This window comes from Thermomonas fusca DSM 15424 (assembly GCF_000423885.1).
Taxonomy (GTDB): domain Bacteria; phylum Pseudomonadota; class Gammaproteobacteria; order Xanthomonadales; family Xanthomonadaceae; genus Thermomonas; species Thermomonas fusca.
In genome coordinates this window covers 20236-32742 of record NZ_AUIV01000025.1, presented here as the reverse complement: position 1 = coordinate 32742, position 12507 = coordinate 20236, and the positions used below count along the sequence as shown (strand labels likewise).

11 protein-coding genes are annotated in these 12507 nt (G+C 69.4%); 2 read left to right on the top strand and 9 right to left on the bottom strand.

Translation table 11 applies throughout. The features are described 5' to 3' along the window. Positions 1–11: 11 nt before the first annotated feature. Both G582_RS0111055 and G582_RS0111050 read left to right on the top strand, forming a co-directional pair. A complete protein-coding gene (locus tag G582_RS0111055) occupies positions 12–1169 on the top strand; it encodes an ABC transporter permease (protein ID WP_028839884.1) in 1158 nt (385 codons plus the stop codon). A 12-nt stretch (positions 1170–1181) separates the two neighbouring features. After that, complete coding sequence (locus G582_RS0111050; RefSeq protein ID WP_028839883.1) at positions 1182–2498, top strand: ABC transporter permease; 1317 nt, start codon at positions 1182–1184, stop codon at positions 2496–2498. Positions 2499–2507: 9 nt separating this feature from the next. On the opposite strand, the gene rarD is transcribed toward G582_RS0111050, so the two are convergent. The 9 genes from rarD to mltB all read right to left on the bottom strand — a co-directional run bounded on the left by rarD (position 2508) and on the right by mltB (position 12460). Then, complete coding sequence (gene rarD / locus G582_RS0111045; RefSeq protein WP_248642766.1) at positions 2508–3428, bottom strand: EamA family transporter RarD; 921 nt, start codon at positions 3426–3428, stop codon at positions 2508–2510. Beyond that, positions 3425–4327, bottom strand: coding sequence for a drug/metabolite exporter YedA (gene yedA / locus G582_RS0111040; RefSeq protein ID WP_038053855.1), 903 nt, complete (start codon positions 4325–4327; stop codon positions 3425–3427). The genes rarD and yedA overlap by 4 nt, the downstream gene beginning before the upstream one ends. A 76-nt stretch (positions 4328–4403) precedes the next feature. Beyond that, positions 4404–6587, bottom strand: coding sequence for a carboxy terminal-processing peptidase (locus G582_RS0111035; protein ID WP_028839880.1), 2184 nt, complete (start codon positions 6585–6587; stop codon positions 4404–4406). Between the two features lie 155 nt (positions 6588–6742). Continuing rightward, a complete protein-coding gene (lipA, locus tag G582_RS16390; RefSeq protein WP_051247162.1) occupies positions 6743–7759 on the bottom strand; it encodes a lipoyl synthase in 1017 nt (338 codons plus the stop codon). A gap of 37 nt (positions 7760–7796) precedes the next feature. Next, complete coding sequence (gene lipB / locus G582_RS0111025) at positions 7797–8495, bottom strand: lipoyl(octanoyl) transferase LipB (protein ID WP_211219353.1); 699 nt, start codon at positions 8493–8495, stop codon at positions 7797–7799. Continuing rightward, positions 8492–8773, bottom strand: a complete 282-nt coding sequence (locus G582_RS0111020; protein ID WP_028839878.1) for a DUF493 family protein — start codon at positions 8771–8773, stop codon at positions 8492–8494. Before G582_RS0111020 ends, lipB begins: the two co-directional genes overlap by 4 nt. 55 nt (positions 8774–8828) lie before the next feature. Continuing rightward, on the bottom strand, positions 8829–10022 hold the full coding sequence (locus tag G582_RS0111015) for a D-alanyl-D-alanine carboxypeptidase family protein (RefSeq protein WP_156880469.1): 1194 nt from the start codon (positions 10020–10022) through the stop codon (positions 8829–8831). A gap of 126 nt (positions 10023–10148) precedes the next feature. After that, positions 10149–11354 carry a septal ring lytic transglycosylase RlpA family protein gene (locus G582_RS0111010; protein ID WP_028839876.1) on the bottom strand — a complete coding sequence of 402 codons (1206 nt, stop codon included), beginning with the start codon at positions 11352–11354 and terminating at the stop codon, positions 10149–10151. Beyond that, positions 11351–12460, bottom strand: a complete 1110-nt coding sequence (gene mltB / locus G582_RS0111005) for a lytic murein transglycosylase B (protein ID WP_028839875.1) — start codon at positions 12458–12460, stop codon at positions 11351–11353. The genes G582_RS0111010 and mltB overlap by 4 nt, the downstream gene beginning before the upstream one ends. Positions 12461–12507 lie beyond the last annotated feature (47 nt).

The window sequence follows — 12507 nt, the reverse complement described above, 5'->3', positions numbered from 1 at the left end:
GGAGCCCCGCCATGAAATACCTCCATCTCGTCTGGGCCGCGCTCTCGCGCAGCAAGACCCGCACCCTGCTCACCCTGCTGTCGGTGGTGGCGGCGTTCCTGCTGTTCGGGATGCTGGATTCGGTGCGGGTGGCGTTCAATTCCGGCGGCAGCGTGGCCGGCGCCAACCGCATGGTGACGATGTCGCGGCTGTCGATCACGCAGATGCTGCCGTACAGCCTGGATGCGCAGATCCGCGCGGTGCCGGGGGTGAAGCGCGCCGCGTATGCGGCCTGGTTCGGCGGCATCTACCGCGACCCCAAGAACTTCTTCGCCAACTTCAGCGTCAGCCCGGAGTACCTGGACCTGTATCCGGAGTTCAAGCTCTCTCCCGCGCAGAAGCGGGCCTGGCTGGCCGACCGTCGCGGCGCGGTGGTGGGCGAGACTCTGGCCAAACGCTTCGGCTGGAAGGTGGGCGACACCATCCCGCTGCAGGCGACCATCTTCCCGACCAAGGGCAGCAACGACTGGTCGTTCACCCTGCGCGGGATCTACCGCATCGACGATCCGAAGCAGAAAGGCCAGGAACAGGCGATGTTCTTCCACTGGAAGTACTTCGACGAAGCCAACGACTACGTGAAAGGCCGGGTGGGCTGGTGGATCGTGGAGCCGGCCGATGCCGGTGTCGCCGACCGCGTGGCCAAGGCCGTCGACCGGCTCAGTGAGAACTCCGACCACGAGACCAAGACCCAGAGCGAGGCCGCGTTCAACCAGAGCTTCGCCAAGCAGTTCGCCGACATCGGCCTGATCGTCACCGCGATCATGGGTGCGGTGTTCTTCACCCTGCTGCTGCTGACCGGCAACACCATGGCGCAGGCGGTGCGCGAGCGCATCCCGGAGCTGGCGGTGCTGAAGACTATCGGCTTCTCCAACCGCAGCGTGCTGTGGCTGGTGCTGGGCGAGTCGGTACTGCTGGTGGTGCTGGGCGGGCTGATCGGAATGGGTCTGGCCGCCGCCATCGTGCCGGCGGTGGGGGCAGCCAGCGGCGGAATGGTGCAGCTGCCCGGGCTGCTGGCGCAGACCTGGGGCATGGGGCTGGCGCTGATGCTCGGCATCGGGTTGCTGGTGGGGCTGCTGCCGGCGCTGCGCGGCATGCGCTTGAACATCGTCGATGCACTGGCCGGGCGCTAAGGGGATCACCACATGAAACGACTCAAGGGATTTTTCGCCAGCCTCGCCACCCTGCTGCTGCTGGCCATCGGGCTGGGGATCTGGATCGCGCTGCCGTGGTTCGCGGTGCTGGCGATCGCCGCGGCCATCGCACTGTGGCTGCTGTCCACCCGCAGCGGGCGGCTGGCGCGCGAGGCCACGAAGATCGGCCTGGCCGGGCTGCCGCAGCGCTGGGGCGCCTCCAGCGTCATTGTGATCGGCATTGCCGGCGTGGTCGGCGTGCTGGTGGCGATGCTGGCGATGGGCGAGGGCTTCAAGGCCACGCTCGACAAGACCGGCGGCGATGACACCGCGATCCTGCTGCGCGCCGGCTCGCAGGCCGAGACCAACTCGGTCATCACCCGCGATCAGGCGCCGCTGGTGTCGGCGCTGCCGGGCATCGCCCGCGGCGCCGACGGCAAGCCGCTGGCGTCGCCCGAGCTGTCGCAGGTGGTCAACCTGCCGACCATGGCCGACGGCACCGACGCCAACGTGCAGTTCCGCGGCGTCGGCCCGGCCGGCTGGGCGATCCGCCCGCAGCTGAAGATCGTCGAGGGCCGCCGGTTCAATCCCGGCCTGCGCGAAATAGTGATTGGCAAGGGCGCGCAGCGGCAGTTCCGCGGCCTGCAGGTCGGCCGGCAGCTGAAGCTGGCCAACCAGATGTGGACGGTGGTGGGCGTGTTCGAGTCGAAGGATTCGCACGAGTCCGAGCTGTGGACCGATGCCGACGTGCTGGGCCCGGCCTACCAGCGCAGCGCGTTCCAGTCGATGACGGTGAAGCTGGATGGCAAGGGCGGCTTCAAGCAGCTCAAGGCCGCGCTGGCCGGCGACCCGCGGCTGAAGCTGGACGTGGATACCACCCGCAACTACTACGGCAAGCAGTCGGAAGGACTGACCAAGCTGATCCGCATCCTCGGCTCGGTGATCGGCGCGATCATGGCGATCGGCGCGGTGTTCGGCGCGCTCAACAGCATGTACGCGGCGGTAGCAGGGCGCGCCCGCGAGATCGCCACCCTGCGCGCGCTGGGCTTCCGCAGCGTGCCGGTAGTCACCGCGGTGATGCTGGAAACCATGCTGCTGGCGCTGCTGGGCGGCCTGCTGGGCGCGGCCATCGCGTGGGCGGTGTTCAACGGCTACACGGTCAGCACGCTGGGGCAGAACTTCAGCCAGGTGGTGTTCCAGTTCAAGGTCAGCCCCACGCTGGCGTGGACCGGGCTGAAGTGGGCGCTGGGGATCGGCCTGGTGGGCGGGCTGTTCCCGGCGCTGCGCGCGGCGCGGCTGCCGGTCACCGAAGCGCTGCGCTCGGCTTGAGTGCGGCGCTCAGGCCGTGACCAGCCTGCTGCGCCGCGCGCGCAGCAGGCCGTCGGCGGCATACAGCGCCAGCGCGATCCAGATGAAGGCGAAACCGACGGCGCGATCGCGACCGAACGGCTCGCCGAGCACCAGCACGCCGACCAGCAGCTGCAGGGTCGGCGAGATGTACTGCAGCAGGCCCACCAGCGAATAGGGAATGCGCTGCACCGCGGCGGCAAACCCGATCAACGGCAGTGCGGTGAGCACGCCGCCGAACACCAGCAGCCCGGCCACGCCCGGCCCCCACGATGCGGCCTCGCCGTGGGCGAACAGATGGCCCTGCCCCGCACCTTCCACCCACGCCAGAAACGCCAGCGCCGGCAGCAGCAGGTACAGGTTTTCCACCCCCAGCCCGCGCACCGGCGGCGCGCCCAGCAGTTTGCGCACCAGGCCGTAGATGCCGAACGAGGCCGCCAGCGCCAGCGCGATCCATGGCAAGCCGCCATAGCTGAGGGTCAGCCACAGCACGCCGGCGGCGGCGATGGCGACCGACAGCCACTGCACGCGGTTGAGACGTTCCTTCAGCACCAGCACGCCCAGCATCACGCTGAAAAGCGGGTTGATGAAATAGCCCAGCGCCGATTCCACCACGTGGCCGGCATTGACCGCCCAGATGTACAGGCCCCAGTTGAACGCGATCAGCACGCCGCTGAGCGCCAGCAGCCCGGCGGCACGCGGCCGCGACAGGGTTTCCCGCAGCCAGCCGCGGCCGTACTTGAAGAACAGCCAGCCGCACACCAGCAGCGCGCTCCAGACCACCCGGTGCGCCATGATCTGCATCGAAGGCACCACCTGCAGCAGATGCCAGTACAGCGGCATCAGCCCCCAAGCAACATAGGCGGCAACCGCGATCCAGACGCCGCGCCGATCCAGCCCGCCAGCACTCACGATGTGGCCTTCGGCTTGCGCGTCCTGGCGAAGGTGATGGTCACCACGCCGAGCAGGATCACCCCCATCGCCACCGATTCGCGCACGCCGAAGCGCTCGTGCGCCAACAGCGCGCCCAGCGCCACCGCGATGGCCGGATTGACGTAGGCATAGCTGGTGGCCAGCGCCGGCCGCACGTGGTGCAGCAGCCAGATATAGGCTGAGAAGCCGATCAGCGACCCCATCACCACCAGGTACCAGAACGCACCGATCGCGTGCGCGCTGGGCAGGCCGTGGAAGCGCTCGCCCAGCGCACCGCCAAGCAGGCACATCGCCACGCCGCCGCAGAGCATCTGCCCGGCCGAGGTCATGAATGGCGACGGCAGGTCGCGGCCCTTACTCCAGATCGAGCCATACGACCACGCGACCGACGCGAGCAGCAGCGCGACCAGCCCCGCCGGGGTGGCGGACAGGCTGCCGCCGGCGCTCAGCCACAGTACGCCGAGGAAGCCGATGCACAGCCCGGCCCACTCCATCGCGTTGGGCCGGTGCCCGCGCACCGCCGAGAACACGCCCATCCACAGCGCCGACGAGGACACGATCACCGCGGTCATCCCCGACGAGACGCTCTGCTCGCCGAAGTTCACCAGTCCGTTACCCATCAGCAGCAGCAGCACGCCCATCACCGCCAGGTTGCGCCACTGCGCGCGGGTGGGGGCGGGCACCCCGCGCCAGCGCAGGAAGGCGAACATCAGCGAGCCTGCGATCAGGAAGCGGACGCCGCCCAGCAGGAACGGCGGGAAGCCGCCCTCCAGCGCGAAGCGGATGGCGAGGTAGGTGGAACCCCAAATGACATACACCGCCGCCAGCGCCAGCGCGACGCGGGCGGCGGGCGCCGCGGGAACGGGGGAAGCAGGCATCGGCTGGACCTTCAGACAGCGGCGGGCACCCGAAGGTGCCCGCCAGGAACCACAGGAGAAACGCGTGCGCGCCGGGTCAGTCGGCCCAGTGCCCCGCACCGTTGCGGGTGACCGGCAGCACCTGCGCCGCCAGCGCCGCATCCTTGCCGAGCAGGGCCACGGCATCCGCCAGGATCGCCGCGGATTCGCGCAGCAGCGGATCGGTGGCCTTCTTCGCTGCCTCCTCGCGTGCCACCGATTCGGCGACGTTGCGCTCGTCGGCGGCCAGGCCGTCGTCGGCACGCGACTCCAGCAGCGGATCGCGCTCGATGCCGAGGTTGGCGCGGATTTCGGCCCGCTGCTTGCGCTGCGCATCGAACTTGTCGCGCTCGGCGCGGCGCTCGGCCTCGTTGAGCGAGATCGACTTCTTGGCCTGCTCCTCGCGGAACCGGTTCACGTCCTCGGCCCACCACTGGAACTCCACGTCCTTGGCCGAACGCGCTTGGTGGCGCGCCTGCAGCTGCACCAGCAGCGGCGCGAAATTGCCGTAGCGCGGGTGCGGCGCGGCCGCGATCCGGGTCCACGGCAGCGCGTTGGGATAGGTGCTTTCGCCGAACTCGGCGGCGTCCACGCTGGCCGGGAACGCCACGTCCGGCGCCACGCCCCGGTTCTGGGTGCTGCTGCCGTCCGGACGGAAGAATTGCGCCACGGTCAGCTTGACCTCGCCGAAGCGCGGCTTCTCGTTGGCCGGCCAGCGGTCCAGGTCGACCATGGTCTGCACGGTGCCCTTTCCGAAGGTGGTCTCGCCGATCACCAGGCCACGCCCGTAGTCCTTGATCGCACCGGCCACGATTTCCGAGGCCGAGGCCGAGCCTCGGTTGATCAGCACCGCCAGCGGGCCATCCCAGGCCACGCCCGCGTCCTGGTCGTACTGCACGTTGACCCGGCCGCCGGATTCACGCACCTGCACCACAGGGCCCTTGTCGATGAACAGCCCGGTCAACTCCACCGCCTCGGTCAGCGAGCCGCCGCCGTTGCCGCGCAGGTCAAGCACCACGCCATCGACCTTCTGCGCACGGAAGTCGCCCAGCATTTTCGCCACGTCGCGGGTGGCCGAGGCGTAGTTGGCCTCGTTGCGGCGACGCGCCTCGAAGTCCTGGTAGAAGCCCGGCAGCTTGATCACGCCGATCCGGCGCGCCGGCGCGTCGCGGCCTGCCGGCACGATGATGGTCTCGGCCTTGGCGCGCGCGTCTTCCAGCCGCACCTTGGCGCGGGTCAGCTGCAGCGTCAGCGGCTTGCTGTCCAGCGGCGCCTCCGCCGGCACCGTGTCCAGCCGCACCTGGGTGTCGGCCGCGCCGCGGATCAGCGCCACCACATCGTCGATGCGCCAGCCGATCACGTCCTTCATCTCGCCGGACGTGCCCTGGCCGACGCCAACGATGCGGTCGCCCGGCTTGAGCCTGCCGCTGCGCGCCGCCGGCCCGCCCGGCACCACCTCGCGCACCACCACCACGTCGTCCTGGCGGAACAGCACCGCACCGATGCCTTCCAGCGAATTGGACATCGACAGGTTGAAGTTCTCCGCGCTGCGCGGGGTCATGTAATCGGTATGCGGATCGATGCTGCCGGCATAGGCGTTGAGGAAGCTCTGGAACACTTCCTCGCCCTTCAGCTCACGCACGCTGGTCAGCAGGTTGGCGTAGCGCTTGTCCAGGGTCTTGCGGATCTCGTCAGCCGGTTTGCCGGCCAGCTTCAGGCGCAGCCAGTCGTTCTTCACCGACTGCCGCCACAGCGTGTCCAGCGCCGCCGGCTCGGCCCACGGCGCGTCCTCGCGGTCGTACTGGTAGCGATCATCCCGGGTGAAGTCGAACTCGCCCTTCAGCAGCCCGCGCGCGTAGCCGATGCGGTCTTCCACCCGCTGCCGGTAGGTCGAAAAGATCGTCCACGCCGGATCCACCCGGCCGCTCTTGATCGCATCGTCCAGGGTGGTGGCATAGCGCTGGAAGCCGGTCACGTCCTGCGCGGTCAGGAACACCTTGCCGGGGTCCAGCGTCTTCAGGTATTCAGTGAGGATCTCGCGCGAGAGCGCGTCGTCCAGCGCGCGCGGCCGGTAGGCGTAGCGGCTGTCGGACAGCAGCCCGTGCACCATGCGCGCGGTGGTGGACTGGTCCGGGGTGGGGCCGGAGGACGGCACGATGTCGCTGCTGCCGGCCAGCAGGGCCAGCGGCGCGGCCAGCACCAGGGCAATGGACAGAACAACCAGGGGGCGATTGCGGATCATCTGGATTCCGCGGCGTGGGGGCCGCTGTGGGAGGTCAGGGGCAGGATGGCGAAGGTTTCGACCCCGCAACAGTGCTGGAAGTTGCACCACTGCGTTCCACGCCACTGTACCTGCCCGCCCGCGTCCAGAGTGAACGCCACCTCCACGCCCGCGCGTCAATCCGACGTGCGGCCCTCGCCGGTACCCAGGCGGGCGGCGGCCTGTCGATCCGCGTGGTAGCTGGAGCGCACCATCGGCCCGGAGGCGACGTGGGCGAAGCCCAGCGCATTGCCGTAATCGGCAAGCTGCTGGTATTCCTCGGGCGTCCAGTAGCGCAGCACCGGATGGTGGTGGGCGCTGGGCTGCAGGTACTGGCCGATGGTGATCATCTCGACATCGTGCGCGCGCAGGTCGCGCAGGGTGGCCTGCACCTGCTCCATGGTCTCGCCCAGCCCCAGCATGATCCCGGATTTGGTCGGGATGGCCGGATGCTGCTGCTTGAATTTCTGCAGCAGGGTCAGCGACCACTGGTAGTCGGCACCCGGACGCACGTTGCGATACAGGTCCGGCACGGTTTCGACGTTGTGGTTGAACACGTCGGGCGGATTGAGGGCGAGGATTTCGAGCGCGCGCTCCATCCGGCCCTTGCCGCGGAAGTCCGGGGTCAGGATCTCGATCTTGGTGCCCGGTGCGACCTCGCGGATCGCCGCGATGCAGTCCACGAAGTGCCCGGCGCCGCCATCACGCAGGTCGTCGCGGTCCACGCTGGTGACCACCACGTAGCGCAACCCCATGTCCTTGACCGTCTGCGCCAGCCGCAGCGGCTCCACCGGGTCCGGCGGCTTGGGCCGGCCGTGGGCCACGTCGCAGAAGCTGCAGCGGCGGGTGCAGACCTCGCCGAGGATCATGAAGGTGGCGGTGCCGTGGCTGAAGCACTCGTGGATGTTCGGGCAACTGGCTTCTTCGCAGACCGTCACCAGCCGGTTCTCGCGCAGCTTGGCCTTGAGCGCCTGCACCGCGTTGCCGCTGGGGATGCGCACGCGGATCCAGCTGGGCTTGCGCAGAACCGGCGCGTCGGCGAACTGCACCGGCGAGCGGGCGATCTTCTGGTCGGCAACCTGGCGCACGCCGGGCTCGAGGGGGCGCGCGCCATCGACGACGGCGAGCGGGATGCTGCGGGGGGGAGTGCTCATGGCGCAATTATCGCGCACATCGCGCCGGCGGTCAGGTTCAGGCCGGCGGCGGCGCCTCGTGTCGCCATGCCAGCCCGAACTGCCGGCCCAGCTGCTCCAGCAGCACCGGTTTGACCGCGTCCAGCGACGGCGGCCCGCCGAGGTCGGACAGCGCCACCACCTGCAGGCCGGCGTAGCCGCAGGGGTTGATCCGCGCGAACGCGGCGGTGCTCTCACCGGCAATATTGAAGGCCAGCCCGTGGAAGGTGCAGCCGCGGCGCACGCGGATGCCCAGCGAGGCGATCTTGGCGCCGTTGACGTACACGCCGGGCGCGCCGTCCTTGCGGGCGGCGCCGATGTTCCATTCGTCGAGGGTGTCGATGATTGCCTGCTCGATCCTGCACACGTAATCGCGCACGCCGATCTTCAGCCGCTTCAGGTCCAGCAGCGGATAGGCCACCAGCTGGCCGGGCCCGTGATAGGTCACCTGGCCGCCGCGGTCGACGTGGATGACCGGGATGTCGCCCGGCACCAGCACGTGCTCCGGCTTGCCGGCCTGGCCGAGGGTGAACACCGGCTCGTGCTCGACCAGCCACAGCTCGTCGGCGCTGTCATCGGTACGCACGTCGGTGAACGCCTGCATGGCGCGCCAGACCGGCTCGTAAGGCTGGCGACCGAGGTCGTGGACGATGGCGTGGCGCTGCTCCAGCTTCGACCCAGTCCCCGCGCAGGCGGGGAGCGGGGCGGCGGGACTCACAGCGTCCACTTCACTTCCGGATGGTCGCGCAGGGCGGCGTGGGCGCGGTCGTATTCCTCGCGCGAGCGGGCGCGGAAGGAAATCCGCACCGACACGTACTTGCCGCTTGCCGAATGCCGCCAGGTCACGTCTTCGTGCAGCACGTCGATGCCGGCGGCCAGCAGATGCTGCGGCAGCTCGGATTCCAGCTGCTTGTCGGCCGGGCCCATCGCCGACAGCTCGAAGGTGCCGGGAAACTGGAAGCCGTGCTCGGGATTGTCGGAATGGATCGTGTTCATCGGCCCATTATGGGGACGCGCCGCGGCTTCCCCAACCCTGTATTCGCGCGGTGGCTCAGCTCTGCCACCACATCAGCAGCTCGTGCCACAGGCGCTTGAAGAAGCCGCCCTCTTCCACCGCGCTCACCGCCACCAGCGGCGCCTGCGCCACCAGCTTGCCGTCCAAGGCCACCTTCACCGTGCCGATCTTCTGGCCCTTGGCGATCGGCGCCACCAGCGATTTCGGCAGGTCCATGGTTGCCTTCAGGTGGTCGTACTTGCCGCGCGCGGTGGTGACCAGCAGCGGTTGCGCCACGCCCACCTGCACCACGTTTTCCTCGCCCTTCCACACCTTCGGCGAGGCCAGCGCCTTGCCGGCTTCGTACAGGCGGTGGGTTTCGTGGAAGCGGAAGCCCCAGTTGAGCAGCGCCTGCGAATCCACCGCGCGCTGGTTCTCGCTGGTATCGCCCATCACCACCGTGATCAGGCGCTGGTCGCCGCGCTTGGCCGAGGCCATCAGGCAATAGCCGGCGCTGGAGGTATGGCCGGTCTTGATGCCATCCACCGACGCATCGCGCCACAGCAGCAGGTTGCGGTTGGGCTGGGTGATCGGGCCGACCGTGAATTCCTTGATCTTGTTGTACGAATAGGCCTCGGGAAAATCGCGGATCAGCGCGCGGCCGAGCAGGGCCAGGTCGTGCGCGGTGGTGATGTGGCCCTCGGCGGTCAGCCCGTGCGGGTTGACGAAGTGGGATGCCTTCATCCCGATCTTCTTCGCATAGGCATTCATCAGCTGGGCGAATGCCTGTTCGCTGCCGGCGACGTGTTCGGCCAGCGCGATCGCGGCGTCGTTGCCGGATTGCACCACCATGCCCTTTTCCATCTGCTCCAGCGGCGCGGTCTTGTTGACCTCGAAGCCGCTGTAGCTGCCGTCGGTGCCGGCGCCGCCGCTGCGCCAGGCGTTCTCGCTCATCATCACCGGGTCGCTGGCCTTGACCTTGCCGGCGGCCATTTCCGCGGCGATCACGTAGCTGGTCATCACCTTGGTGATGCTGGCCGGCTCGACCGGCGTATCCACGTTCTCGCCGGCCAGCACCTGGCCGGTGGCGAAGTCCATCACCAGCCAGGCCTTGCTGACCTTGGGCGCGGGCGCGTCCGGAACCGGCAGGTTGTCGCTCAGCGCAGCCGGGCGGGCAGGCGCCGGTGTCTGGGCGATGGCGAGGCCGGAACCGGCGGCCAGTGCAGCGGAAACGAGGACGACAGAAAACATGGAACGCATCGATCAATACTCCTGGAGGTCGCGCAGGCGCGACGCAAAAACATGCAGGCGGTCATTCTAGCGACAACAGGCTGGATGCCCGCCCGTGGCGGAGGCCGCGTCTGCGCGCGGCAGCCGTCAGTTGCGGATGCGCTGCGGCTGTCCGAAACCCAGACCGACGATGCGCGCCGCAAGTTCCGGGGTCGCCGCTTCGCTGACCGGGCCGATCCGCAGCCGCCAGACCTTCCTGCCGTTGATGTCGGCGTCCTGCAGCTGGGCCTGCGCGATTGCCGCGCCGCGCAGCAGCGACAGCGCCTGCTCGGCGTTGCGCTGGTTGCTGAAGCTGGCGACCTGCAGGGTGATGCCTGCGGCGGCCGGCGAGCTGGCCGCCGCCGTGGTGACCGGCGCGGCGGCAACCGCCACCGGCGCGACCACGGCCGGCGCCGGCGCGGCATTCGCGGCGACCGGCGTCGGCTTGCCGGTGGCCACGCGGATCTGGCGGGCGCGCATCCACGCATCGAATTCGTCGGCGCCCATGGTGCGGCCGTCCTGGTGCATGTCGAAGCGGTTGCCGGTGTCGGCAACCGGCTTCTGCTCGGGCAGCGCCTGCACCAGCTTGTCCATCGCGGTGGCCGCGGCGACAGGCGCCGCGGACGCGACGGCGACGCCATCCGCGGACAGCGCCTCCACCCGCACCCGCGCGGTGCCGCGCTCGCGGTAGCCCAGCTTGACCGCGGCGGCGTAGCTGAGGTCGATGATGCGGCCCTTGTGGAACGGTCCGCGGTCGTTGACCCGCACCACCACCGACTTGCCGTTGTCGAGGTTGGTGACGCGGGCGAAGCTGGGCAGCGGCAGGCTCTTGTGGGCGGCGCTGAAGGCGTACATGTCGTACACCTCGCCGCTGGAGGTGCGGCGGCCGTGGAACTTCTTGCCGTAGTAGGAAGCGCCGCCTTCCTCGTTGTAGCCCTCGTGGTCGTCCAGCACCCGGTACTTCTGCCCGAGCACCGCGTAGTCGCGGTTGCCGGAGCGCGCGCGCGGTTCGTCGCGCACTTCCGGTTCCGGAATCAGGTCGACATCGGGAATCTCGTCGGGCACGGTGTCGGCCACGCCGGGGCGGAACAGCCCACCGGCCACGTAGTCGCCGCGCTTGGACAGGTCTTCCTGCGCCGGCGCATACGGCGACACCCGACGCGGGGTAGGCGCGATGCCTTCCGCGGGAGTGGCATCGACCGGCTTGCGCGTGCTGGCGTCCGGCGCTGCAGCGCGCGGCGCGCCGCCGGTGGTCGCGCAGGCCGCCAGCACCAGCGGCAGCATCGCGGCCAGCAGGCGCATCGGCGTGCTCATGCCCCGTCCGCCCCGCGCCCGGCGATGGCCTCGGCGAGCTGGTACACCGCGGTCGCGTACAGCCGCGAGATGTTGTAAGTGGTGATCGCCTTGAAGTTGTTGTAGACGATCCAGTACTCCGGACCGGCCATACCCTCGAGGGTGATCAGGGTGACCGGCTGGCCGCCGTCCATGTGCAGCACCGCGACCGGATCGGCGGCGCGATAGCCCAGCGCCGCCAGGCCGCCCACATGCTGGTCCAGGGTGACCGCGTTGCCGGGATTGGCGAAGTCCTGTGCGGCGGCGGCGCGCACCGCCCGCTCCATCACCGGGCCGCCGCGCTGCCACTTGCCTTTCTGGGCGAAGTAGTTGGCCACCGATGCGATCACGTCGTCGAGGTTGTCGAACAGGTTGCGGCGGCCGTCACCATCGCCATCCACGGCGTACTGGCGATAGCTGGACGGCATGAACTGCCCCCAGCCCATCGCCCCGGCATAGCTGCCCTTGAGGGTGGTGATGTCCAGCGCTTCCTCCTTGCCCAGCGCGAACAGCTGCGCCAGCTCGTCGCGGAAGAACGCCTCGCGCTTGTCCTCGTAGGCGACCCGCGCCGGATCGCCGCTGCGCGGATAGGCGAACGCCAGCGTGTACAGCGCATCGACCACCGGCCAGCTGCCCTTGTTGCCGCCGTAGCTGGTTTCCACGCCGATGATCGCGGTCACGATTTCCTTCGGCACGCCATAGCGGTCCTCGGCGCGCTGCAGGGCAGCGCGGTTGGCTTCGAGGAAGGCGCGGCCGCCGTCGATCCGTGCCGGCTGGATGAAGATCGGCCGGTAGTCGCGCCACGGCTTGGCTTCGGCAGGACGCGACATCGCCTTGACGATGGCGTCGCGGATCTGCGCGCGCGCCAGCACCGCTTCGATGTCGGCAGCCGGGATGGCGAATCGCTGCGCGGTGCTGCGCACGAATTCGGCGCGGGCGGCACTGATGTCGCGCGGCGCTTCGGCCGGCGCCGGTGCCGCGGGGGGTGGCAGGGGTTCCGGCACCAGTGCTGGCGTCGGCTTCTGTGGCGTTCCCGCGCAGGCGGCGAGCGCGAGCACGGCGAGGCTGGGCAGGATGCGTCGGATCATCGGCGCGGAGGGTAGCACGCGCTCCCGGCGAAATCGGAACATCGCAT